Source organism: Paucibacter sp. KCTC 42545, assembly GCF_001477625.1.
Taxonomy (GTDB): domain Bacteria; phylum Pseudomonadota; class Gammaproteobacteria; order Burkholderiales; family Burkholderiaceae_C; genus Paucibacter_A.
The window spans coordinates 619,690-643,768 of the sequence record NZ_CP013692.1 but is presented as its reverse complement, the minus strand read 5'-3'; the positions used below and the strand labels follow the sequence as shown (position 1 = coordinate 643,768).

The following is a 24,079-nucleotide window of genomic DNA, read 5'->3' as shown; positions in this document are numbered from 1 at the left end:
GTCCGCGTTCCGCTGAAATGGGTGGCCGGGATGGGCTGAAATACGCACCCAGAGGAACGCGGAATAGGGTCTGAGGAAACACAGAAACACAGGATCAGCCCTTAAATCTGCAGCGATGCTGGCGCAAGGCCGCCATCACGCCAGCCCGACATCCCGGCATCCGTGAGGCTGATCTTGCTCGTGCTGCGGTGGAGCAAGCGCGCACCAAACCAGTCCTCGATGGCGGTGAGATCGCGGCTGAGCATCGCCACCGACCTCCTCAGAGGCCCAGCGGTCTGAGTCAGGCTCCTCGATCCGCGACTTCGACAAACAAACACATGCACAGCGGTCGGTCGGTCGGTCCATTCGATCGATTCATGCAACAAACAATCAATGATCGGCGGCTTTATCTGCGTTTAGCGAAAAACTAAAGTTCATCCTGTCCCAAGCAAGCAAACAAGCAAGCTTCCATTCACGGAGAACTCCATGTTTAAGCTCAACAGCATCGCCCGTTTAGTTTTGCCAGCCCTGACGCTCGGCGTTTTGGCAGCCACCGGCGCTGCGGCGCAGACCTCGGCGCCCTTGGCGGTAAAGGTCTACAACGCCGACGGCAACAGCTTCAACGTCAATGCCGTGGTCGTCAGCGGCCAGACCGAAGCCCTCGTGATTGACACCGGCTTCACCCGTGCCGACGCCCTGCGCGTGGCCGCCAATGTGCTCGACAGCGGCAAGACCCTGAAGACCATTTTCATCAGCAATGCCGATCCTGACTTCTACTTCGGCGCCGAAGTGCTCAAAGGCATCTTCCCCAATGCCCAGGTGCTGACCACCCCGGCGGTGCGCGAGAAGCTGCAGGAGAAGCTGGCAGGCAAAGTGGCCTTCTGGTCGCCCAAGATGGGTGCCAATGCGCCGCAAAAGCCCATCGTTCCCGATCTCCTGCAGGGCACGACCCTGAAGGTTGACGGCGAGACCATCGAGGTGCGCGGCACAGTGGGTGAACTGGCCCATCGTCCCTATGTGTGGATCCCGTCCATCAAGACCATTGCCGGCAACATCGCCATTTCCGGCAACAAGCATGTGTGGACGGCGGACACGCAAAAGGCCAGCGAGCATGCGGCCTGGTTGGCTCAGTTGGATGAGATGGAAGCGCTGAAGCCCGCGATGGTCGTGCCCGGCCATATGGCGCCCGGCACCGCACTGGATAGCAGCGCCATTGCCTACACGCGCAGCTATCTGCTGCGCTTCAACGCCGAGACCATCAAAGCCAAAACCGGCGCTGAGCTGATCGAGGCGATGAAGAAGGCTTACCCCCAAGCGGCCCCTGGCGTTGCGCTCGACATCAGTGCCAAGGTCGCCAAGGGCGAAATGCAGTGGTGATCGGCTGAGCGTCCCTAGCGCCGCATTCACCGAGCTATCCACTGACCCACCCACACCGAACCGTTGTTGAATCATGAACAAGACCCGCTTGCATTACATCCATGACCCTTTATGTGGCTGGTGCTACGGCGCCGCCCCCTTGGTGAAGGCGGCCCGCGAAGTCATCCCCGTGCTCCCGCGGGGCGGCGGGATGATGACGGGCGCGCGGCGCCAGCGCGTGACGGCCGAGTTGCGCAGCTTCGTGATGGCGCACGACGTGAGTGTGGCGCAAGCCAGTGGCCAGCGTTTCGGCGAGGGCTACCAAGAAGGCTTGCTGCGCGACGCGACGGCCGTGTTCGATTCCGAGCCGCCGACCGCCGCCATGCTGGCCGCCGAGGCAATGGCGGGGCGCGGGCTGGACCTGCTCGCGCAGCTTCAGACGGCGCACTATGTGGACGGCTTGCGCATCGCAGACCGGGCAGTTCTGATCGAGATGGCCGCGGCCATCGGCCTGGACCCCGAGGGCTTTGCGCAAGCCTTGGACCAGCAACTGGGCGGCCCGGTGCAGGCGCACATCAAGGACAGCCGCGCCTTCATGGCACAGGTGGGCGCACAGGGCTTTCCAAGCATGGTGCTCGAAACGGAAGGCGGCTTGCAAACCGTGAATGTTTCCAGTTACTTGGGGCGCCCGCAGGACTTCCAGGCCTGGCTGCGTAGCCGCACGCCCAGCACCCAAGCGGCACCCGCGTTTGGATGTGACGCCGACGGCTGTGCCATTTGAAGACAAATCAGAGCGCTCTCATGAAAACCAATCTGCAAATCATTGCTGATCACTATGCGGCTTCGGCGCGCCAGGATGTCGTCGGCATGATGCTTGACGTTTCGCCCGATGTGGCCTGGACCGAGATGGCCGGCTTCCCCTGCGCCGGCACCTGGACGGGTGTCGATCAGGTCATCGACAAGGTGTTCAAGGTTCTGGGCAGCGAATGGGAGGCTTACACTTTTTCGCTGGACCAGTTGATCGACGGCGGCGACCAGATCGTGGGCGTTGGCAGCTATCAGGGCACTTACCGAAAAACCGGCAAAGCGATGCAAGCGCGCGTGACCCATGTGTGGCGCCTTGCTGGGGGCAAGATCGTCGGTTTCGAGCAGTTCACCGACACCTTGCTGGTCGCGCAGGCCATGCGGGGTTGATGTCACAGGGGCCTGTGCACTGGCCTAGGGCAGTGCGCAGGCTGGCCGCCAAGGCGCCGAGTTCCTCGATGAGCGTGCCTCTGCTACGGAAGTGGCGGCAGACCATTCCACACCAGTACTCCGCGTCGTCGAGGCCTCCCGAAACACAGGAACACAGCGAACACGGGGCAGTCCTCAAATCTGTAGTCTCCGCGAGACATCACTGACTTGGCACAGCGTTGCGAGCAATACATTTGGACCTGACCTTGAGTTCCCCGAGTTTCACCCTCCGCGCCGATACACGGCAGACCCTGCCCGTCGCGAGCTTCGCGCCAACTCCCTAAAGCCATTCTTCATGTCGAACTTAGAACGTAAGTGGTGGTTCTTTGCCCCAGTCACCTGCATCGGCGCCTGGCTGACCATTCAACTCCTGTCCGTCGCCGGCATGCCAATCGGCGCGCTGTCCATCAGCCAGTGGCTTGTGTTCGCGCTGTGCTTCTTTGGCATCCAGCGCGGCCTGTCGTTCGCGGGCTGGCTCATCTTCTTGACGGTGGCGCCCAAGCTGGCGAAGCAAGGCGCCTAAACGTGCGTGAGCTCGTGCGCCTGCGCCGGCACCTACGAATTCGCACACCGTTGGGCATGGCATCCATCACACCGACTTCCTCCTGCGCTCGCCGTGCCCCACCAACGCAGTCGCTCGGCATCGACATGAAAGCGCTCCGCTGCTGAGCCGGGCTTCCATCGATACCGCCATTCTTATGCCAACACTCCTGTTCATCGCCGCCCTCGTCGCCTTGCTGATTTTCATTGGCTGGGAACGCCGCCGGGCCGCGAGCGGCTCAGTCACACCATTGCCGCGTACTGCACTCAAGAATGGCTGGCGCGCGAGGCCCTTGCGAAGGTGGAAGTTCAGTGCCGCCCTCGGGATCTTGCTTGGTGTCATGGCAGTTGTTCAGTGGGTCCAGCCGACATCACCACCGTTCACCGGGCGCTTGTCGCCAGTCATGACCTTCTTCCATGCGCAGTTCGGCATCCATGGGGTGTCGTACTTTTGGGCTGCATTTGCGGCGGCCATGCTGCTCATCGCCGCTTTTCAGTTCAGGTCTGACGGTGACTAACTGAATGAACGCTCAGTCATCAAGCCGCTGCTGCAATCTGGGCGCCATCGACTGGTAATCTGGCGCCCGTTTAGTTTCTGAATGGTGAATAGCGTCGATGCGATCCGGTCTTTTACTTCTGCTGCTAGCACGCCTATTCGGACCGGCTTTTGCCAACGACAACATCGCGGCGGTTCGCGACGCTGATGTGCCAATGAATCAGGCGATCCAGAAGGCGCGGGACTCCCTGGGCGCCTTCATGCAAATCAAAGAGAACCCCAAGTCAGGAGCCGAGCGCTTCGAGCTGAAGGTCTCGTTTTCGCGCGAGCTGATGTGGGTGTCGCCCTTTCGTGTGAGTGGGGGCGTCAATGGCAAAGGCGATGGCTTTGAAGGCATTCTGAAAAGCGCACCTCAGTACAGCCCAACGCTGGCGTGGGGTAAGCAGGTCAGCTTCTCGCGGGACCAGATCGTCGATTGGGGCTACACCAAGGACGGCAAGCGGCATGGACACTTCACCACTTGTGTGCTGCTGGCGCGCATGAAGGCCGACGAGGCCGCCAAAATTCGCAAGGACATGAAGCTTGAATGCGCGCCTTGAGCCAGGGGCAGCACCGACTCAGCCCAAGCTTCCCGCATGGCCATAGCCAATTCCACGATGCCCTCAATGCCAAGCCGTGATGCCGATGCTCCACCCTACTGCATCGACCCCGACCAATTCCTCGACCTGAGCGGCGCGGTGCCGGTGGGGCGCGAGGACGTGATGGCGGCCTGGGATCGCGCGTATGCGCTTACGGAGCGACGCCTGCTTGAGCTGGGCCCCGAGGCGCATTTCTATGTGGTGTTCGGCCTGCAAGGCGCTGGCAAGTCGACCTGGGTGGCCGCGCAGAGCCAGCTGGGGCCGCGCCTGGCGGTATATCTCTCCGGCCCCCTGCCCTCGCGCCGGCACCGCGAGCGGGCCTTGCTGATGGCCGCGCGCGTGGGTTGCCGCAAGCGCATTGGCGTGTGGCTCCATGCGCCCTTCGAGCTTGCCTTGGCGCGGAATGCGCAGCGCAGCGGGCTGGCGCGAATCAAGGAAGAAGCCATGCGCCATGTCTTCGACAGCCTGGAGCCGCCGACGCTGGAGGAAGGCTTTGATGAAGTCATGGTGATCAGTTCCTCGCCCACCCCTGCATAGGCCAAGGGCGGGCAGCCCCGGTGCGCTACATTCACGCGGGCTGGTGCCGGGCACGAGCGTCGTGGCCACTCGAGTGGATGGATGGACTGTTAGGAATCAAAGCTCAAGATGCGAGTGCTGTTTGTGGACGGGATTGGCGGCGCGAAGGTCTATCGCGGCGAACTGCTGCGGCGCATGGCCCAGAGCGGGCACCAGATCGAACACTTCTCATACCTCACGGCGCGGCACAGCTTCAGCGCCCTGCAGGCCCAGGTTGAGCAACGCATTCGCACCATGGCCGCTGGCGGCGCGGACTACGCCCTCATCGGCTATTCCTTCGGCGGCGTGCTGTTGCGTGCCGCCTTGCAGCAAGCCGGGCCAGCCCTCCGGCCGCCCAGGCATTTGTTCTTGCTGGGCTCGCCCTTGCGGGCATCGAAGCTCAGCAAGTCTTTCGGCCGCTGCATTGCCTACCGGATGCTGACGGGTGACTGCGGCCAGGTGGCCGCCTCAGCGCGGCGGATGCAAGCGATCAGCCGGCCCGATGTGCCGACCACGTGCATCGTGGGCACCAAATCCATCGCTGGCCTAGCCCAGCTGGCCGGCCACCGCTCGCGCAACGACGGCATGTTGTCGGAATCAGAGACCTGCCCGCATGTTTTTGCGGACGCGCATTACCTGAACGAGAGCCACCCGCTGCTGCCCAGCCACGGCGAAGCCATCACCATCATGTTGGATCGCCTGGCTCGCATTGAGGGGCGCCCGGTCGGGGGCTGACGGCGCGCCCGGCGTACTGCGGCAAGCGCCAATGGGCAGATCTCCCTAACCGTGCAGTTCTTGTGACTGGGAAGCGCGCTGCTGCGGCACCGCAGCGTAGGATGAAGTTTTAATCGCGACACGGTCCAAACCATGCCAAGCCCAGCGAAACACCCCGCGCCCGCCAGCGCCAAGCGCGCAGCCAAGCAGGCCGCTGAGCCGAAGGCGGCGCCAAAGCCCAAGTCCGAAACAAAAGCGCCAGCCAAGCCGGACTCAAAACCCTTCTTGCGCTTCCACCACTCGCAAGCGCTGCGGGTGAAGACGCTCAAGGTGCTGCTGGCGGTGGAGGCCGCAGAACAAGCGACCGAGCACGCAGATGTGCTGACTGACTTGGTGCTGGAGCTGACCGATCAGGGGCTGGACCAGTACTTTTTGCAATCGCTCAAGGCCACCAAGGCGAACTTTCTGGTGCAGCAGTCGGCCGCGCTGGGCATGGTGGGCGTGAACAAGTTGATGGGCACGGTCATCCGCAACATCATCAGCCGCATGGACGACAAGCAGTTGCGGGTGGTGTGCGGCTCGATTCGGCAGTTCATGGCCTGAGGGCGCAAACCTCAGGCCAGCCTGGCAGCGATCAACTCACTGGCCGAGGCCTTGCAAGGCCAGTGCGGCTTTCAGGGCTTCAAAACAGCGCGCGTCAATGGCGGTGCCTACCGATTCGCCCATGATCTCCAGCGTCTTGGGGATGGGCACGGCGCCGCGGTAGGGCCGCTCGGCAGAGATGGCGTCAAAGATGTCGGCCGTGGTGATGATGCGGGTTTCCAGGCTGATGTCGGCGCCCATCAAACCCTTGGGGTAGCCGCCACCGTCCAGGCGCTCATGGTGGGCGGCGGACACACGGGCCAGCTCCGCGAAGGGCTTGATGCGGCCCAGAATCGCCTCGGTGTACTGGGCGTGCAGCTTGACCTGGCCCCACTCTTCTTCATCGAGCTTGCCGGGCTTGTCCAGAATCGCATTGCTCACGCCCAGCTTGCCCACGTCGTGCAGCAAGGCGCCACGCTTGAGCCAACGCCGGCGCCCATCATCCAGGCCCAGGGTGGCGGCGATGGCGTCCACATACTGCGCCACGCGCATGCTGTGGCCGCTGGTGAAGGGGCTTTTCGAGTCAACCACCTGGCCGAAGGCGGCGGCAATATCGTCCAGATAGTCGTCATCCAGCGGCAGGCGCTGATTGCTGGGCTCCAGCGCGCGCACCATGGCTTCAATGTCGGGCGACTCCATGCAGGCCCAGAAAGCTTCGTCGCGGGCCAGGGACTGGAAGGCCGCGCACAGCTCGGGGTCGAACCAGGTGCCGGTGCGGGCCGACACTTCCTGCAAGGCCGCCGCCGGGCCATCGGCGGTACGGAAGACGTCGATCACCTGCGACAGCAAGGCAATGCGTGAGTAGAGCGGGATTTGCGGGCCCTTGAGGCCGCTGGGCTTGCCCAGGCCGTTCCAGTGTTCGTCGAGGCCATGAATGCCGTCGGCCACGGTCTCGGGGAAGCGCAGCTGGCGGGCAATGTCGGCGCCGCGTTGGCAGCGGGTTTGAATCAGCTCATGCGCCAGCTCCGGGCCGTTGCGCATGATGTTCATGATGGCGCGAAAACGATCGGCCATGCCGGCATTCAAACCGGTATGGCTGAACACAAAGCGCAGCATTTGCGGCAGGCTATCGCCGACGGTTTTGAAGTCGCGCTTGAACTGCAGATCGTCGGTCAGATACAGCTCGCAGATGCGCGCGGCATTGCTGCTGCAGCCCAGGTCTTTCAAAAGCAAGGTGTAGTACAGCTCCCAAAGCGCTTGCTCTTGCAGGCCGATGGCTTTGCCGATGTGCATGCCGATCCAGCAGCAGCGCACGCAATGGCCTTTGGGCTGGCCTTCGGTGATGTCCAGCGCGTGGCTGAGTGAGCCGATGAGTTCGGCCATGGTCAGGCCCATGTCGGCGTCTTGCATCTGCCCTGGCTGCCCGCCGTGCGTGAGTCGTTCCATCCCAGTCCTTCCTCGGTGCGTCACTCTTGCGCCCGATTCTCAGCGAGAACGCGCATCGGCTTGCCGCTTGACGGCGCATGGCCACGCGGACTGTGTGACTTGCAGCCGAGAATGCCGCAGCGCTGCCAGCCACAGGGCCGCGTCCCCTGCCCTGGCGACGCCGAACGGCCATGGATTTGCGGGGCATCAACGCAAAGGGCTGAGATTGGTTTAGGCTGGCAGCACCCGTACCAAACTGCGGAACATTGCGAGGCCAAAGCAGTCTTTCGGCCACTTCAACGTCCACTTTCAAGGGAAGCCCATGAACACAAATGCACGATCCTTCAAACGCCTGGTGTTGCCCACCACCTTGGCCGTCAGCCTGCTGCTCAGCGCCTGCGCCAATATGAGCGCAGAGCAAAAAGGCACGGCCACCGGTGCCGGCATCGGCGTGGCCGCGGGTGCCGTGTTGGGCGGGCTGATTGGCGGGCGCGATGGCGCCACCACCGGCGCCTTGCTGGGCGGCGCGGCGGGTGCCGTCGGCGGCAATATCTGGTCCAAAAAGATGGAGGCCAAGCGCCAGGCGATGGAGCAGGCCACCCAAGGCACCGGCGTGGAAGTGGCGCGCACGGCAGACAACCAGCTCAAGCTGCAAGTGCCCAGCGATATTTCCTTTGACACCGGCCGCGCCGACCTCAAGCCCGAGTTGCGCACGGTGCTGGAACACTTTGGCAACGGCCTGAGCAATGACCCCTCGCTGCGCGTGCGCGTGGTGGGCCACACCGACAGCACCGGCAACGACACCATCAACGACAAGTTGTCGGTGGAACGGGCCAACTCGGTGCGCAACTTCCTGGTGGACCGGGGCATCAGCCCGGGCCGGATTGAGGCCGCTGGCCGTGGCTCCCACGAGCCCATTGCCGACAACGCCAGCGCCGAGAACCGCGCCAAGAATCGCCGGGTGGAAATCTTCCTGCGGGAGCAGGACAAGCCGGCCTAAGACTCAGCGAAACGGGGCGTCAGGCCAGCTTTTGCATGGCTGGCGCCCTGCCCCCTGCATCAGCAGCAACGGCCTTCGCTTGGGCTATTCCTGCGGCAGCTTGCGGATCACACTGGCCGGCCATTGCGCCAGCACCAGCAAGCCGGCCATCAGCCACATCGGTGCGGCAGCCAGCGTAACGCCTGCCAGCAGGCCAAAGCCCACCGGCATCGCAACAGTGGCGCTGTTGACCACCATCATGCGCAAGCCCAGGGCCTGACCTTGGCGGTCCGACGGCGTGACCTGATGCAGCAGCGATAAAGCCATGGGCTGCACCGAACCCAGCGCCAGACCCAGCATGGCCGAGCCCAGCATCATGCCCGCCGCGCCCGGCAGCCAGGCATAGCCCAGCAGCATCACGGTGGCCAGCAGCATGGCGGCGCGTACCGCTTTCAACTCATCGAGTGAATCCGCGAAGCGCACGATGGCCAGGCGCACGCAGGTGGCCGCCACTGCAAACGAGCCCAACACCAGGCCGATCTGCGAGGCGCTGAGGCCCTTGGCGTGGCCCACCACCGGCACCACAAAGCTGTGCGCGTCCCAGCTGGCCGACAGCACCACATTGACCAGCAGCAGATTGCGCAGCGCCGGGTCACGCAGCAAGTCCCAGGCGGGCCGCGCTTTGCTGGCAGGGCTGACCGGCTTGGGCGGGTGGCGCGGCACTTTTTGCGCCAGCGCCCAGGCAATCAGCGGCAGGGCCAGCGCCAGCACAAAAGCAGCACGAAAAGAGATGTGGTCAATCAACAGCCCCGCCGCCACCGGCGCCAGCGCATTCGACAAGGCCGGCCCCAAAGCCACCCAGCTGAAGATGCGCTTGAGCTCGGAGGGCTCATCCGCCATCAGCCCCGCCTCGCGCTGCAAGGCCACAGCGGCCACCGAGATGGCGCCGCCGCTGAGCAAGCAGCTAAAGGCAATACTCCAGAGCGACTGCCCCAGCAGCGCCACCACCGCGCCGGTGAAGGCCATCAACACACCGATGCCAACGGGGCGGTGGAAGCCATGTTTATCGGCTTGGCGCCCGGCCCACAGCGAGAGCACGATGGGTGCCATGGCGAACAGGCTCAGCAAGACACCCACCGTCCATTCACCATAGCCCTGATTGAGCGTCCACAAGCTGGCGGCCACGCGGGTGACGGCCATGCAGGCATGCACGGCCACCAGGGTGGCAATCAGCCAGGGGAAGGCACGGCGCAGATCATGCGGCGGCGGGACGGCGCCGGCAGCGTCGCCAGCTTTGGCCCCGGCGTCGGCTCCAGCGGCGGCTTCAGCGGGATCAGCATCACTCACATGTCAGCCTCATCAGCAGCGTCCAAGGCATCGGCCGGCAAACCGAGCTTAAGCAGCTTGCTGGCGGCCTCATCGGGCAGCGACTCCACGCTGCGAAGCTGGCGCGTCATCGCGCGGGTGCGGGTTTCGGCCTGGTCGATGGTGTTGCTGGCTTCTTGCAGCTTCTTCTTGGTCTTGGCCAGCACATCGCCGAACTTACCAAACTCGGTCTTCACCGCGCCCAGCACCTCCCAGACCTCGGCCGAACGCTTCTCCAGCGCCAGGGTGCGGAAGCCCATTTGCAAGCTGGTCAGCGTGGCCAGCAAGGTGGTGGGGCCCACCAGCATCACCTTGTGCTCGCGCTGCAGGCTTTCCACCAAGCCGGGACGGCGCAAGGCTTCGGCATAAAGGCCTTCGGTAGGCACGAACAGCATGCCGAAATCGGTGGTGTGCGGCGGGGCGATGTACTTCTCACGAATGGTTTTGGCCTCGGCGCGCAGGCGCAGTTCGATGGCTTTGGACGAGGCCTCAACACCGGCCACATCGGCGCGGTCCTGGGCTTCGAGCAAGCGCTCGTAATCTTCACGCGGGAATTTCGCGTCGATGGGCAGCCACAGGGGCGCGCCGTCTTCGCGCTGGCCCGGCAGGCAAACAGCGAACTCAACCCGCTCGCTGCTGCCGGGAATGGTGGCCACATTGCTGGCGTACTGCTCGGGCGTGAACACCTGCTCCAGCAAGCCGGCCAGCTGCACCTCGCCGAAGATGCCGCGTGTTTTCACATTCGTCAGCACGCGGTTGAGCGAGCCCACATCGCGGGCCAGGTTCTGCATTTCGCCCAGGCCTTTGTGCACCTGCTCCAGCCGGTCGGCCACTTGCTTGAAGCTCTCACCCAGGCGTTGCTCCAGCGTGGCGTGCAGCTTCTCGTCCACGGTGGCGCGCATCTGCTCGAGCTTTTTCTCGTTGTCTTGCTGAATCGCCACCAGGCGCTGCTCCACCGAGGCCTGCACCTGGGTCAGGCGTTGGTCCACCGTGGCGCGCATTTCGTTCAGGCGCTGTTCATTGGCCTGCGACAAGGCCTTGAGCTGAGCGCTCATGGTGTCAGACAAGCGCTGCATCGCCTCCAGCTGCGCTTGCACACTGCGCTGGGCCGCCTGGTCTTGCGCCTCACGCGCGGCCAGGGCTTGGGTGTTGAGGGCTTGCGTGGTGGCCTGCAGGCTAACGCTCAGGTCTTGCTGCATGCCGGCGAGTTGCAGGCGGAAGGCCTCGATCTGCTCGTTCTGTGCGCGGGCAATCTGCTGCATGGCGTCGAGCTGGGTCTGCGCGCTGCGCTGCTGCGCTTCATCCTGCGCCAGGCGGGCCGCCAGGGCTTGGGCATTCAGCCCTTGGGCGGTGCTCTGCAAGCTGTCGCTCAGGCCCTGTTGCAAGCTGCCGAGCTGCAGGCGGAAGCTGTCGATCTGCTCGTTCTGGGTGCGGGCCACATCGCCGCCCTGGTTCAGCAAAACTTGCTGGAACTGGCTCAGGGTCTGCAGCAGCTCTTGGCGCATGCCGCTGGCGTTCTGGCTGAGTTCGTGGCGTAACTCGCGCTCCAGGCGCTCACTCGATGCTTGCACGATGGGGCTGAGCTGGGCGCCCATATCAACACCCTTGTCCTCACCCCGGCTGCTGGCCTGCCACCACAGGCTCACGATCAGCAACACCAACACCAGCGCCAGCAGCGCCAAGATCACAATTTCAACAATGCTCATGCCACCATTGTCTCAGGCGGCACCGGCTTGGCCGGGCTAGGCCGCCAGCTCGCGCCCATTCACCGCCGTCAAGACCTGGCCCCCGGTCAGCGCCGCGATCAGGTTGTCGGCCGCCAGATTGCACATGGCCCGCCGGGTGGGCACCGAGGCGCTGGCGATGTGGGGCGTCAAGACCACATTGTTGAGCGCCAGCAGGCGCGGGTTCACCGTCGGTTCGCCTTCGAACACGTCCAGGCCCGCTGCAGCCAAGCGGCCTTCGCCCAGCGCCTGGGCCAGCGCGTCTTCATCCACCACGCCGCCACGCGCGATATTGGTCAGGGTGGCGCTGCGCTTCATCAGGGCCAGGTCTTGCGCCTGGATGAGGTGGTGCGACTCGGGCGTGTAGGGCACGACGAGCACCAGGTGGTCCGCGCGGCTCAGCAGCTCTTGCTTGCTGACCCACTGCGCGCCCAGCGGTGCTTCTTGCTCAGGGCTAAGGCGGCTGCGGTTGTGATAGATCACCTGCATGCCAAAGCCCAGGGCGCCGCGTTTGGCAATGGCCTGGCCGATGCGGCCCATGCCCAGAATGCCCAGGGTGCTGCCGTGAATATCGGCGCCGGCAAAGAGATCAACCCGCCACTGGGTCCAGTCGCCACGGCGCAGGAAATGCTCGCTCTCGCTGATGCGGCGGGCGGCCGCCATCATCAGGGCGAAGCCAAAGTCGGCGGTGGTTTCGGTCAGCACATCGGGCGCGTTAGTCAGCAGCACGCCGCGCGCCGTGCAGGCCGCCACATCCACATTGTTGTAGCCCACGGTCATCAGGCACACCGCCTTCAGCTCGGGGCAGGCGGCCAGCAACTCAGCCGTGATCTGCTCGGTGCCCGAGGCAAACAGGCCTTGCTTGTCGGCCAGGCGGCGCTGCAATTGCGCGGGCGTCAGCGGTTCGTTTTCGTCGTACCACTCCACCTCGAAATGCTCGCGCAGACGCGCCACCACGTCGGGAAAAATGCGCCGGGCGATCAGGACTTTGGGCTTCATGCGTGGCACCCGTTCAAGCCAGAAAGCGGGTGAACTCGGCCACCGCAGCGCGCTCGGTCACCAGGCTGTTTTCCACCGCGGCTGGGTCGGCAAAGCCCAGGGCCATGCCGCACACCAGCATCTGCGTGGGGGCGAGCTGCAGTTCATCCGCAATCAAGGCGTGGAACTGGGTGAAGGCAGCTTGCGGGCAGGTGTGCAGGCCGCGCGCGCGGGCCGCGATCATGATGTTTTGCAAGAACATGCCGTAGTCCAGCCAGCTGCCTTGCTGCATCACGCGGTCGATGGTGAAGATCAGGCCCACCGGTGCGTCGAAGAACTGGTAGTTGCGGCCATGCTGGTGCTGCATGCGCGCTTTGTCGGTCTTGGCGATGTCCAGCAAACCGTAAAGGTCCCAGCCCACTTTGCGGCGGCGGTCGATATAGGGCGAAGCCCATTGCTGCGGGTAGTAGGCGTATTCCTCTTGGTGCGCGGCGTTCTGGGCTGGGTCCAGATAGGTGGCCAGGATGCGGTCGCTCAGGCGCTGCTTAGCGGCACCCGTCAGCACATGCACCTGCCAGGGCTGGGTGTTGGTGCCCGAAGGCGCCCGCGCGGCCACGCGCAAGATGTCTTCCAGCGTTTCGCGCGGCACCGCCTCGGGCGTGAAGGCGCGCATGGAGTGGCGGGTTTCAATCGCGGCGTCCACAGCAGCCGTCTCGGCGGGCGTGGGCATGGCAAAACGTTGGGCTTCAGGCGTAGGCGTTGTCACAGGGTCAGTCCTTTCAAAGCACTCAAATAAGCATCAGGCAATTGGGCTACCGGCCGCCGATGTTGGCGGTCCACATAAACATGCACGAAGTGGCCGCGCGCGGCGCACAGCGCGGCGCCTTCGGCAAACAAGCCGATCTCGTAGCGCACGCTGGAGCGGCCCTGGCTGTGCACCCGCAAGCCGGCTTCGATGCGCTGCGGGTAGGCCAGGGAGTCGAAGTAATTGCAATGCGTCTCCACCACCAAGCCGATGACGGCGCCCTGGTGCAGATCCAGCGCGCCGGCTTCGATCAGGTATTGGTTGACCGCCGTGTCGAACAAGCTCAGGTAGACCACATTGTTGAGGTGGCCGTAGGCGTCGTTGTCCATCCAGCGGGTGCTCAGGGGCACAAAGCGAGCGTAGCTGTCGCGGCCGTCGGCCACGGGGCGGGGATTGTTGTTGGTGCTGCTGGGTGCGCTGGCGGTCATGGCTTGCATTCTTGCATTGGGTTCGGATTGGATGGCTCGCCTGGGCTGGCGCGCAAGGCATTGGCGGGGTTCGGCTCATCCCCAGGCTGCCACCACTGCTGCCACTGTTGCCAGCTGCGCGCCGCGGCCTCCAGCGTCGCGACCTGGCAGGCCACGGTGGTGCTGAGTTCGCGGCCGTAGCCGCCGGCCATGCTCAGGGCCACGGGGATGCGGCGCTGGCGCAAGAAGTCCAGCACCTGCTGGTCACGCGCCAGCATCCCGGCGCTGCTGAGCTTGAGCCGGCCCAGCCGGTCGCCCTCATGTGGGTCGGCCCCGGCCAGGTAAAACGCCAGCTGGAACGGCCCGGCCGCGTCGATCTGGCCCAGCGCCGCCGTCAGGGCGGCCAGATAGTCGGCATCACCGCAGCCATCAGCCAGCTCCACATCGAGATCACTGGGCTGCTTGCGAAACGGGAAGTTCTTGGCCCCGTGCATGGAGAAGGTGAACACGCTCGGGTCATCCCGAAAAATGGCCGCCGTGCCATTGCCCTGGTGCACGTCCAAGTCGATCACCAACACGCGCAGCAGCCGGGCGTTGGTGCCCTTGTTGGCATCACGGTGCCATTCCGCCTGCATCAGGCGCGCAGCCACCGCCACATCGTTGAAGACGCAATAGCCCGAGCCTTTGTCCGCCTGCGCATGGTGGGTGCCTCCGGCCATATTGGCCGCCACGCCCTCGCCTTCAAACAAGGCCGCCCGCGCCGCCATGATGGTGGCGCCCACCGAGCGGCGCGAGCGCTCCGCCATCTGCGGCGACCAGGGGAAGCCAATCTCGCGCTGCTGCGCGGCGCTCAAATGGCCCAGCAAGACGGCGTCCACATAGTCCTGGGTGTGCGCCAACGCCAGCTCGCCCTCACTGGCCGGCTCGGCAGGCTGCATGCGCAGCAGGCCCGGGCTGGCCTCGAAATGCTCACGCAGCAAACGGTATTTGGACTGCGGAAACGGGTGGCCGGGCGGCAGGGCCAAACTGAAGGCATCGGAATGAAAGGCGCGCATGGGGACAGACGATAGCCGGAACTGCGGCTGAGGGTCTGTCATGCCGGCGTCATTGGGGCGGCTGTAGCTGCAGGGGGTCCGGAAGGTCAGTGCTCACCCGTCAAGGAAAGCGCCCCTGGATCATGACAGACCCCAGGGGCGCGGATCACCGCCCTTGGCCGGGCGGTGAGAGGGCGACTGGCCTTGCGACTTACTTCTTCGCCGCAGCCTCCAGCCCCGGCACATGCTCTGCACCCGTCACGATCTGTGCAGTCGATTGGCGCACGGTTTCGCCCAGAGGCTCGACGCGGCCGCCCAGGCATTGGCCCAGGAAGCTCTCGGCCACGGCGTTGAAGCCGATGCGGTTATTGGGCTTGTTGAAGCCATGGCCTTCATCGGGGTAGAGCACATAGGTGACCGGGATCTTCTTGACCTGCATGGCCTGGACGATCTGGTCGCTTTCGGCCTGCTTGACGCGCGGGTCGTTGGCGCCTTGGCCGATCAGCAGCGGGCGCACGATCTGGTCGGCCTTGTAGAGCGGCGAGGCGGCGCGCAGGATGGCTTTGCCTTCCTCGGTCGTCGGGTCACCCATGCGGCTATACATCTGCTTCTTGCCGGCTTCCCAGTACGGGGGGATGGTGCCGAGCAGGGTTTCCAGGTTCGAGGGGCCGACGATGTCCACCGCGCAGGCGAAGGTGGTGGGCGTGAAGGCCACACCGGCCAGGGCCGCGTAGCCACCATAGCTGCCACCCATGATGGCGACTTTGTCCTGGGTGGTCACGCCTTGCTTGACGGCCCAGTCCACCGCGTCCAGCAGGTCCTTATGCATGGTCAGGCCCCACTGCTTGTTGCCGGCATTGAGGAACTTCTTGCCAAAGCCGGTGGAGGCGCGGAAGTTGACCGACAGCACGGCATAGCCGCGATTGGCCAGCCACTGGTGGTAGCCGTTGTAGCCATGGCCGTCGCGGCCCCAGGGGCCACCGTGCACGAGCAGCACCAGGGGCACGGGCTTGTCGGCCTTGCCGTCACCGTTCTTGTCGGCCTCCTTGGGCAGGGTCAGGTAGCTGGGCAGGATCAGGCCATCACGGGCCTTGATCTCCACCCCGTGCATGTCCACCAGGGGGGCGCCTTGCAGCTCGGGGCGGGCAACATAGAGCGCCTGCAGTTTCTTGGCCTTGCGGTCGTAGAGGTAGGTGGCAGCGACCTTGGACACCGGGTCGATGCCGACGATCCACTTGTCGTCGTTGCGGGTGCGGCTGGCGACATAGACCTCGCCCTTGCCCAGCTGCTTCTGCAACCAATCGAAATCGGCCTGGAGTGTCTTGTCCAGGAACTTCCATTCGCTGTTCAGGTACTCGACGGCATAGGCTTGCACCACGCCGCTGGCCGGGTCACGCAGCGTGGCGCCCAGGTCGGCGCGGGCATCTTGTGCCAGCACGGTACGCTTGCCGCTGGCCACGTCTTCGGCGATCACGGCAGTGGTGTCGGTCTCGCGGGAGTCCATCCAGTACAGGGTCTTGCCGTCGTGGGTGAAGCCTAGGGGCGAGGTGCTGCTGTTCTCCAGATTGGTACTCAGACTGGGCTTGTCTTCGACCTTGCCGTCTTGCACCTTGAAGAAGTCCATGCCGCCGGCGCCGTTGGGGCGCATGGCCAGGCGAAGGTTCAGATCGTTGTCGGCCTGGAAGCCGGCATAACCATCCGCCTGCATCACCAGCTTGAGCTCACCGGTCTTGAGGTTGAGCAGATGCACATCGTGCCAGCGCGGGTCGCGGTTGTTGATGCCGATCAGGATTTCATCGACACGACGGGTCGAGAAACCGGTGGGGCGCACGCGCACCTTGTCGAAGGGCGTGTAGTCGCGCTGGGTGCCGGTCTTGATGTCCACGCCGTAGAGGTGGAAGTTCTCGTCGCCGGCGTTGTCTTTGATGAACAGCACCTGCTGGCTGTTGCCGGACCAGAAATGACTCGGGATCGGGCGGTCCTTGGACTCGGTGATGGACTTCGCTGCCTCGGGCTTGTCGGCCGGCGCCACCCAGACGTTCATCACGCCATTCACGGGCGCCATCCAGGACAGCCATTGGCCGTCCGGGCTCAGCTGGGCGCCGCTCTTGACCGGGTTGCCAAACAAGGCAGAGCGGGCGATCAGCGGCGTCTCGGCCACCAGACCGTCGGCCTTGGCTACGGGCGCGGTGGCCGCATGCGCGGCTGCCGGCAAGGTTGCGGCCAGCGCCAGACTCAGCGGCAGCAGGGAACGGGAAGCAAGACCGAAAGCGCGAACAGGAGTCATGGATGAGCACCTCATGAGAAGGAATTGAGACCCGCAGCATAGACCTCAGAAGGAGCAGCTGGGGCGGGGTGCGACGGGCAGCGCAGGCGGTGACACCGCCTGCGCCTAGGGTGGATGAAGTGCCGCCGATGAAATGCCGCTGGGGAGCGCCGCAGGGGTGCTAGAGCGCGAACGGCGCTGCAAGCAGCATCAGGGGTGGCGCGGGCCCCGGATTGGTCCGGGGTCAGGCCCGGGGTCAGGTCCGGGCTCAGGTCCGGGCTCAGGTCCAGGCTCAGGTCTCCCATCTCGCTGGCGCTGCAGCTTCACCCGGGAACCGCTTGTGTGTGCCAACGCACAGACCTGATTTATGTGCGGTTTATGGTCAGTCGCGTGCATGCCGCTGATTCGCAGCCGGCGCATCTCACCAGCAAGGGAGTTGTCACGTGATGAACATCAATTCGAAGATCAGCATGCCGCCAAGGAGTCGCGCCTTTGGCATCAACTTTGCGACCTCGGCGCTGCTGTTGGCGATGGTGGGAGCGAATTCCGCCATGGCCTTGCCCTTGCTGGGCACTGACTTGTCCACCTTCACGGTGCTGGGCGCAGCCACGGTGACCAATGTGCCCACCAGCACCATTTCCGGCAATGTCGGTGTGTGGTCAAGTGGCGGGGCCAATGCCATCACGGGCTTTTTGTCTTCTCCGGGCCTTGCGGTCGCCGACCCGCAAGTGACGAGTGGTCTTGTCCACGCGGGGACGGCAGGCGCCGCGGCCGCGCAGGGCCAGCTCACCTCGGCCATCACCAATCTTTCCTCCCTCGGGGTCGGCACCCTGTTGGGCGCCGATCTGGTTGGCATGACCCTCACTCCTGGCGTCTACACCGTGCCGGCCGGCACGAGCAATTTGTCGGGCGTGCTCATTCTGGACGGGCAAGGCAATGCCAATGCGGCCTGGGTGTTCCAGATGGCCAGCACCCTCATTACCTCGGCAAACTCGGTGGTCAGCGTCACCAATACCGGACAGGGCGCCGGCGTCTTTTGGAACGTAGCCAGCTCGGCCACGCTGGGCAGCAACACGAGTTTCATGGGCAATATCCTTGCCGTCGCCAGCATCAGCTTGAATACAGGGGCAAGAGACAACTGCGGGCGCGTACTGGCCAAGACGGGGGCGGTGACCTTGCAGATGAATACGCTTTCCAATAGCTGCACCGGCTTGCTCAGCGGCAGCGATGGCTTGGGCGGCGGGCTTGACGTCACGACCAGCCCTGAGGGGATAACTTCAGTGGCCTTTCTGCCCTTTGCGCCTATCACCCCCAACGTCCCCGAACCGGCCAGCCTTGCGCTCTTCGGCATCGGCATTTGCGGCATTTGCGGGCTCGGCGCGTTTCGTCGCAGGCGGGGCTGAGTCGCCACGCCAAGTCGGGACGACCTTTGCACGGTGTGCACTGGCGTCTATGCAGGCGGGTCGCACGGGGGGGCTGCGAACGGGTGCCCGCACCCGCCGGATATCGGCCTCATAGGCAGCGAGCTTGGCGTTTTTCGCCGCGCGGGCGGGTTCACTCCACCCGCAAGGGTGCCACGGCGGGAATGAGGATCTCGAAGCGGGCGCCCTCGCCCGGCGCGCTGCTGACCTCGATGCTGCCACCCAACACCGAGTGCACGATGTTGTAGCTGATGTGCAGGCCGAGACCGCTGCCGCCCTGCCCTAGCTTGGTGGTGAAGAAGGGATCAAACACTCGAACGATGTGCTCGGCGCTGATGCCGCGGCCGTTGTCGCTGAAGATCAGGCGGATCCGCCCACCCTCCAAGGCCTCGGCCGACAGCTGCAACAGGCCGTCGCGCCGCCCCTCCAAACCGTGGATGACGGCATTCAAGATCAAATTGGTTAAGACCTGGCCCAGCGGGCCGGGGAAGCTGTCCAGCGTCAAATCATCAGGTACTTGCAGACGCATCTCATGGCCCTCGCGGCGCAGGCGGTTGCCCAGGGTCTGGGCGATCTCGTTGCACAAGGTGTGCAGTTGGAACTCGCGCCGCTGCTCCGAGGTCTGATCGACCGCCAACTGCTTGAAGCTGGTGATCAGCTGTGCGGCGGTATCCAGGCTGCGCACCAGCAGGAGGCTGGATTCCTCGTTGGCCTGGCAATGCTGTTCCAACTCCGACCGGCGCAAGCCCCCAAGCGCCATTTGCTTGGTGAAGGCGCGGCCGCGATCCAGCAAGGTGCTGGCCACCAACAAGCTGTTGCCGATGGGGGTGTTCAGCTCATGGGCCACGCCTGCCACCAACGAGCCGAGTGCCGCCATTTTTTCCTGCTCAACCAGTTGGGTCTGAGCCGTCTTCAGTTGCCGATAAGCTTCGGCGTTATCGAGCGCCACCGCCGCGTAAGCACCCAGGGTTTCAAGAATCGCCAGATCGCTGGCCTGGAAGGCATGGCTGCGCTCGCTGAGCATGAAGATCAGGCCCACGACCCGGTCCTTCAGCAGCATGGGCGCATAAATGCCCGAGTGCACAGGGGCCGGGTCGGCGCCACTTTGCAGCACGATGCGGGTCGGACCCTCCTGCTTGTAGAGCACCCGGCTGTCACGGTCGATTTGGTCCACCCGCTGGGAATTGCCGCTCAATACCGCTTGCACCGCCGGCATCTCCACGGCCTCCAGGCTGCGCACATAGGGCTTGCAAGCCTCTCCGCGGTGCATGACAAAGTCAAAGGCCAAGGTGCGCGCCGACCAATTGACCAAGCCGAGGCCGAAGACATCGCCCGCGATCAATTCGCCCATCTGCTGGTAGAGCGTTTGCTGGATGGAGTTCACATCCAGCGAGGCGGTGATCTGGCGGCCAATCTCGCTCAGCAAGGCAATGTCATGGCGGGCTTTTTCGGCCGACTCACTGGCCTGCAGCGCCAGCGCGCTTTGGGCTTGAGCCACTAGTTTTTCTTGCGCCAACTGATGGGCCTGCTGCTGCAACTCATGGGTGCGGGCCGCCACCTCCTGCTGCAAAATTTGACGGCTGCGGTGAAAGCGGCGCACCCGCCAACGGTAGGCGCCGCCCAGGGCCAGCAGCGCGGTCAAGACCAGGCCTGCGTTCCACCAGGTGGTGCGCCAAAACGGTGGCAGCACCTCCACATTCAGCAACTGCTGCTCCTTGCCCCAAACCCCATCGGGATTGGCGGCCTTAGCCAGCAAGCGGTAGTGGCCGGCGTCCAGATTGGTGTAGGTCGCCACGCCGGAATTGTCTTGGCCGTAGATCCAGTCGCGGTCAAAGCCTTCCAGCTTCCAGGCATGCCGCACCAGGCCGCGCTTGTCGAAGTACAGCGCCGAGAGCACAAAGCTCACCATCGCCTCTTTGTGACTGAGGCGCAGTTGCTGTGCCAGATGCAGCGGTCCAGTGACGCCCAGATCGGCCAATGTCAGCGTGGGCCTACTGGCAGCTGACTGACCCTCACTGACGGGCTCCGCCTTGCCCTCGGCCGCCAGCGATTGGTTGAACACCCGCAGATCACTCAAGACCACTTGGGGCGCCTGCGCGTTGTCTTGCATGGCCTCGGGGCGAAATCGCACCAGCCCCTTGCCGCCAAAGTAGAGCGTGCCATCCGGGGCTCGCGCCGCCGCGCCGAAGCTGAAGCCGCCGTTGAAGTGGCTGGCTCCGGGGTAGAACCTAGCGCGCTGCGCCTGCGGCATGAACTCGGTCAAGCCCTGCTCGCTGCCCAGCCAGACACTGCCCGACTCAGCATCCTGAATCGACTCGAAGGCACCGCCAGGCATGCCCGGCAGCTGCGACCCGCTCTTGTACTGCCAGCGCCCAGGACCGGCGCTGATCAACTCAAAAAAACCCGACTCCGAGGCGGCCCAGATGCGCCCCTGCTGATCCTGGCGCAGCCCGTAAACCTGCAGACTCGAAGGCCTCGCTACATCGGCATTGCCTTGCACCGGCTGCGAAAAACTGTCGTTCGCCGCATCCCATAAATGCAGCCCGCCTTTGGTGCCCACCCACAGCCGCCCGCTGCGGTCTTGCAACAAGCAGTCAACGATGTCGTGGCTGAGCGCCGCGGGATTGCGCGGGTCGGCCTGATAAGCCCGCACCCGGCCGCTGCGGTCCACTCGGTACAGGCCTTGCGCACTGCTGACCCACAGCTCGCCCGAAGCGATGCGCAGCATGGCGCTGACCGAGACCGGCGCCATCATATTCGGCCGCAGGTCAAAGGTCTGGCTGCGCCGGCTCCGCGGGTCATAACGCTGCAGGCCGCGCTCGCCGCCCACCCAAAGCAGGCCATCCGGCTCGCGCCACAAGGCTTTGACATGGCTGAGCGGCATCTCTTGCGCGCTGATGCGCTGCACCTCGCCGCTGGATAGATGCAAGCGGTTCAAGCCGCCGCCATAAGTGCCAACCCAAACATGCTGCTCGCCGTCAAAGGCCACGGCCATCACCGTGTCGCTGGACAAGCTCTTGTCGTCACCTGGCAAGCTCAAGTAGGTGGAAAAGCGCCGGCCGCCCAGATCCGCCAGGCTGATGCCGCCACTCAAGGTGCCCACCCACAGGCCGCCGCTGCGGTCTTGCATCAGGCTGGCGACCGAGTCTTCGCTCAAGCTGCTGTCCACCGAGGGCAGCTTGACGAAGGTGTCGAGGCGGCCGGGGACGGGCTCACCTCGCTCATTTTTTGCGCCCTCTTGCCAACGGTACAAAGCCGGGCGGTTGAAGGCGCCGATCCACATGGCCTGATCGCGGTCGCGCAGCAAGCTGTAGACCCGGTCGCGGGGCAGCTTCAGTTGCAAGCCCAGCGGATCCGGGCGCGGCGCCAAGTCTTTGTTTTGCCCCTCGGCCCAGCGCCAAGTCTGCAGGCCGCCGACCATGCCCACCCAAATCCGGCCTTGCCCGTCAAGGGCCAGGGTGCTGACATGCAAATCGCTCGCCGCCATGGCGTCAGCACCCAGGCCGTTGAGGGTGCCAAACTGATAAAGCACCTGGCCCTGTGCATTGATCCGCAGCACCTCATGGCTTTCGCCGACCCAGACGCCGCCCTGCCCATCCGGCAACAAGGCCCGAATCGGCCGCTTCAGCGACAGGCGCTCGCCCCCCGGCCGCTGCCAGTCGACAAAGCGCCGCTCGGCCGTGTTGAACATCAGCAAGCCGCCCACGGTGCCCACCCACAAACGCTGCGGCCCGGCAGGCGCCAGGGCTAGCACGCGCCGCTCGGCGAGGCTGAAGGACTCCGGCATCGACTGACGCTCAACTTTTTCGCTTGCTAGCGGCATGCGGTCCAGGCCGCCGCGCGTGCCTATCCACAGCACGCCCTGCTCGTCCTCTAGCAAGGCTTCAACCAAGGAGTGGCTGAGGGAATCTGCTTGCTCGGGGCGAGACTTAAAGGTCTTGACCGCCTGGCCGTCAAAGCGCGCCAGGCCGGCTGTGGTGCCCATCCAGACCAGACCGTGGCGGTCTTGCAAAAGGCTGATGACGCTACCGCCCGGCAGCCCCTGTGCTCCCCCCAGATGAGAAAAGCGCAAGCTGTGCAGCGCACTTGCCCAGACCAAGGGCTGACACAAAAGCAAGAGCCCGCAAAAGGCCAAGGCACGCAAGGCGTCGGCCCCGCGTGACCACTTCTCTTGTGGCCTTTGTGGCTGCCCCCTACTCGCTGCGTTAACAGCGCGCTGGTCCTCATGCTTGAACAAATCGGTCTCCGGCTCCCGCCTGACAAGTCATCCAACATCTCGGCGGGGCCTTGCACCGCCCTCCGCCGATCAAAGCAGTTCGTATGGCTGTGAGCATATAGCGGCTGACGCGGCACGGTGTGCTGGTCAAGTTTTTTTGGACACAGCGATAGGTTGTTTGATTGCCGATTGCTGCTCGAAGGCATTGGGTGGCAAGTTGCCCAGTTTGGAATGCAGTCGCACGCTGTTGTAGAAGCCAACGATGTAGTCGGCGATGTCCGTCATGGCCTCGGCGTGGTTGGCGTAGTCGCGCTGCCAAACGCGCTCCGTCTTGAGGCTCAGGAAGAAGCGTTCTATCACCGCGTTGTCCCAGCAGTTGCCTTTGCGACTCATGCTGCCGACCAGGCCGTGACGGGCCAGCAGCGCCTGATGAAGGGAGCTTGCGTACTGGCTACCCCTGTCGGAATGAACAATCAGCCCTGGTGCGGGTTGGCGCTGCGCGATGGCCAGTTGCAGCGCCGCGCATACCAACTCGGCATGCATGGTCGGCGCCATCGCCCAGCCCACGACTTTGCGGGCGTACAGGTCCAGCACCACCGCCAGGTACAACCAGCCACTGCGCGTGCGGACATACGTGATGTCGCTCACCCAGGCTTGGTTGGGGCCGCTCGGGTTGAAGCGCCGGGCCAGCACGTTGGCTGAGACCGGTAGCGCATGGCCGCTGTCGGTGGTGTGGACGAACTTGCCCCGCCACAAGGCCCGCAGCCTGTTCTCGCGCATCAAACGTCGCACGCGGTGGCGCCCGATATGCAGACCCTGAACGCGCAGCACCGCGCCAAGACGACGACTGCCATAGACGCGGCCGCTGGCGGCGAACTCGGCCTTCAATTGCGTGCTGACCAAACAGGCCTTGGGCGCGAGCTTGGCGCGCTGACGGGCACCGTAATAGCCCGAACGGCTGACGCCCAACACGCGACACAGGCGCCCTACAGGAACGGCCTTCTTGTGCAACTGCTCGACGAACTGATAGCTCATCGAAGCTCGCGGGCAAAGAAGGCCGATGCTTTTTTTAGGATATCGACGTCGCCGCGCAACTGCTTGTTCTCGGCCTCAAGCTGGCGGATGCGTTGCTGCTCGGCGGTCAGCGGTTTGCCGATACCGGGGCGGCCTGCAGCCTCTTCATCGGCCTGCGTCAGCCATCGCCGCACGGCCGTCTCGCCGAGCTTCATGTCGCGGCAGACATCGCCCACGCTCAAACCCTGCTGACGAATCATCTGCACGACTTGCAGTTTGAAGTCCGCAGTGAATGTCCTTCGTTCTCTCTTGCTCATGTTTCCCGTCCAGGTGGATTCCACCTATCGAGGTG

At 64.4% G+C, this 24,079-nt stretch carries 22 protein-coding genes; 11 read left to right on the top strand and 11 right to left on the bottom strand.

The genetic code is table 11. The features are described from left to right. Positions 1 to 101: 101 nt before the first annotated feature. Positions 102 to 245 (bottom strand): helix-turn-helix domain-containing protein, encoded by a 144-nt coding sequence (locus AT984_RS23870; RefSeq protein WP_335338583.1) that lies wholly within the window; start codon positions 243 to 245, stop codon positions 102 to 104. 220 nt (positions 246 to 465) lie between these two features. On the opposite strand from AT984_RS23870, the gene AT984_RS02820 reads away from it, so the two are divergent. From AT984_RS02820 to AT984_RS02780, 9 genes are all read left to right on the top strand, one after another. Next, positions 466 to 1,356 carry an MBL fold metallo-hydrolase gene (locus tag AT984_RS02820; RefSeq protein WP_156421865.1) on the top strand — a complete coding sequence of 297 codons (891 nt, stop codon included), beginning with the start codon at positions 466 to 468 and terminating at the stop codon, positions 1,354 to 1,356. A gap of 73 nt (positions 1,357 to 1,429) precedes the next feature. Beyond that, on the top strand, positions 1,430 to 2,116 hold the full coding sequence (locus AT984_RS02815) for a DsbA family protein (RefSeq protein ID WP_058718809.1): 687 nt from the start codon (positions 1,430 to 1,432) through the stop codon (positions 2,114 to 2,116). Between the two features lie 20 nt (positions 2,117 to 2,136). Further along, entirely contained in the window at positions 2,137 to 2,529 is a 393-nt protein-coding gene (locus AT984_RS02810) for a nuclear transport factor 2 family protein (protein ID WP_058718808.1), read from the top strand. 334 nt (positions 2,530 to 2,863) lie between these two features. Continuing rightward, on the top strand, positions 2,864 to 3,091 hold the full coding sequence (locus AT984_RS02805; protein WP_058718807.1) for a hypothetical protein: 228 nt from the start codon (positions 2,864 to 2,866) through the stop codon (positions 3,089 to 3,091). Between the two features lie 175 nt (positions 3,092 to 3,266). Further along, entirely contained in the window at positions 3,267 to 3,626 is a 360-nt protein-coding gene (locus AT984_RS02800; RefSeq protein WP_058718806.1) for a hypothetical protein, read from the top strand. Between the two features lie 193 nt (positions 3,627 to 3,819). Continuing rightward, the gene (locus AT984_RS02795) at positions 3,820 to 4,203 is read left to right on the top strand and encodes a YegJ family protein (RefSeq protein WP_058718805.1); all 384 of its coding nucleotides are present in this window, start codon (positions 3,820 to 3,822) and stop codon (positions 4,201 to 4,203) included. Between the two features lie 57 nt (positions 4,204 to 4,260). Beyond that, positions 4,261 to 4,779 carry a hypothetical protein gene (locus tag AT984_RS02790; protein ID WP_156421864.1) on the top strand — a complete coding sequence of 173 codons (519 nt, stop codon included), beginning with the start codon at positions 4,261 to 4,263 and terminating at the stop codon, positions 4,777 to 4,779. A gap of 108 nt (positions 4,780 to 4,887) precedes the next feature. Beyond that, the gene (locus AT984_RS02785; protein WP_058718803.1) at positions 4,888 to 5,532 is read left to right on the top strand and encodes an esterase/lipase family protein; all 645 of its coding nucleotides are present in this window, start codon (positions 4,888 to 4,890) and stop codon (positions 5,530 to 5,532) included. A 132-nt stretch (positions 5,533 to 5,664) separates the two neighbouring features. Further along, on the top strand, positions 5,665 to 6,114 hold the full coding sequence (locus tag AT984_RS02780) for a hypothetical protein (RefSeq protein ID WP_058718802.1): 450 nt from the start codon (positions 5,665 to 5,667) through the stop codon (positions 6,112 to 6,114). Positions 6,115 to 6,150: 36 nt separating this feature from the next. Here the strand turns inward: AT984_RS02780 and AT984_RS02775 are convergent, their stop codons facing one another. Further along, positions 6,151 to 7,539, bottom strand: coding sequence for an HD-GYP domain-containing protein (locus AT984_RS02775; protein ID WP_269465249.1), 1,389 nt, complete (start codon positions 7,537 to 7,539; stop codon positions 6,151 to 6,153). 301 nt (positions 7,540 to 7,840) lie between these two features. Here AT984_RS02775 and AT984_RS02770 point away from each other — a divergent pair, with 301 nt between their 5' ends. Continuing rightward, entirely contained in the window at positions 7,841 to 8,518 is a 678-nt protein-coding gene (locus AT984_RS02770) for an OmpA family protein (protein ID WP_058718801.1), read from the top strand. Between the two features lie 84 nt (positions 8,519 to 8,602). Here AT984_RS02770 and AT984_RS02765 read toward each other — a convergent pair whose 3' ends face one another. From AT984_RS02765 to AT984_RS02735, 7 genes are all read right to left on the bottom strand, one after another. After that, the gene (locus tag AT984_RS02765) at positions 8,603 to 9,844 is read right to left on the bottom strand and encodes an MFS transporter (protein ID WP_058718800.1); all 1,242 of its coding nucleotides are present in this window, start codon (positions 9,842 to 9,844) and stop codon (positions 8,603 to 8,605) included. Continuing rightward, positions 9,841 to 11,568, bottom strand: coding sequence for a DNA recombination protein RmuC (rmuC, locus tag AT984_RS02760; RefSeq protein WP_231741504.1), 1,728 nt, complete (start codon positions 11,566 to 11,568; stop codon positions 9,841 to 9,843). Before rmuC ends, AT984_RS02765 begins: the two co-directional genes overlap by 4 nt. Positions 11,569 to 11,604: 36 nt before the next feature. Continuing rightward, positions 11,605 to 12,585 carry a 2-hydroxyacid dehydrogenase gene (locus tag AT984_RS02755; protein WP_058718799.1) on the bottom strand — a complete coding sequence of 327 codons (981 nt, stop codon included), beginning with the start codon at positions 12,583 to 12,585 and terminating at the stop codon, positions 11,605 to 11,607. 13 nt (positions 12,586 to 12,598) lie between these two features. Then, positions 12,599 to 13,294 carry a nitroreductase gene (locus tag AT984_RS02750; RefSeq protein ID WP_058718798.1) on the bottom strand — a complete coding sequence of 232 codons (696 nt, stop codon included), beginning with the start codon at positions 13,292 to 13,294 and terminating at the stop codon, positions 12,599 to 12,601. Between the two features lie 32 nt (positions 13,295 to 13,326). Continuing rightward, positions 13,327 to 13,797 (bottom strand): acyl-CoA thioesterase, encoded by a 471-nt coding sequence (locus tag AT984_RS02745; RefSeq protein ID WP_058722044.1) that lies wholly within the window; start codon positions 13,795 to 13,797, stop codon positions 13,327 to 13,329. Further along, on the bottom strand, positions 13,794 to 14,831 hold the full coding sequence (locus AT984_RS02740) for a histone deacetylase family protein (protein WP_082679734.1): 1,038 nt from the start codon (positions 14,829 to 14,831) through the stop codon (positions 13,794 to 13,796). Before AT984_RS02740 ends, AT984_RS02745 begins: the two co-directional genes overlap by 4 nt. Positions 14,832 to 15,021: 190 nt before the next feature. Continuing rightward, positions 15,022 to 17,097: a S9 family peptidase gene (locus AT984_RS02735; protein WP_082679733.1), complete on the bottom strand. Its 2,076-nt coding sequence runs from the start codon at positions 17,095 to 17,097 to the stop codon at positions 15,022 to 15,024. Positions 17,098 to 17,522: 425 nt separating this feature from the next. On the opposite strand from AT984_RS02735, the gene AT984_RS02725 reads away from it, so the two are divergent. After that, complete coding sequence (locus AT984_RS02725) at positions 17,523 to 18,479, top strand: DUF3494 domain-containing protein (RefSeq protein WP_082680285.1); 957 nt, start codon at positions 17,523 to 17,525, stop codon at positions 18,477 to 18,479. 151 nt (positions 18,480 to 18,630) lie between these two features. Here the strand turns inward: AT984_RS02725 and AT984_RS02720 are convergent, their stop codons facing one another. Both AT984_RS02720 and AT984_RS02715 read right to left on the bottom strand, forming a co-directional pair. Then, positions 18,631 to 22,596, bottom strand: a complete 3,966-nt coding sequence (locus AT984_RS02720) for a two-component regulator propeller domain-containing protein (protein ID WP_058718795.1) — start codon at positions 22,594 to 22,596, stop codon at positions 18,631 to 18,633. Positions 22,597 to 22,860: 264 nt separating this feature from the next. Then, positions 22,861 to 24,044 (bottom strand): IS3 family transposase gene (locus AT984_RS02715; protein WP_231741695.1). Its coding sequence is split into 2 segments (ribosomal slippage): positions 22,861 to 23,774 and positions 23,774 to 24,044, totalling 1,185 coding nucleotides; the frame shifts between segments, so codons are not numbered across the junction. Positions 24,045 to 24,079: the final 35 nt, after the last annotated feature.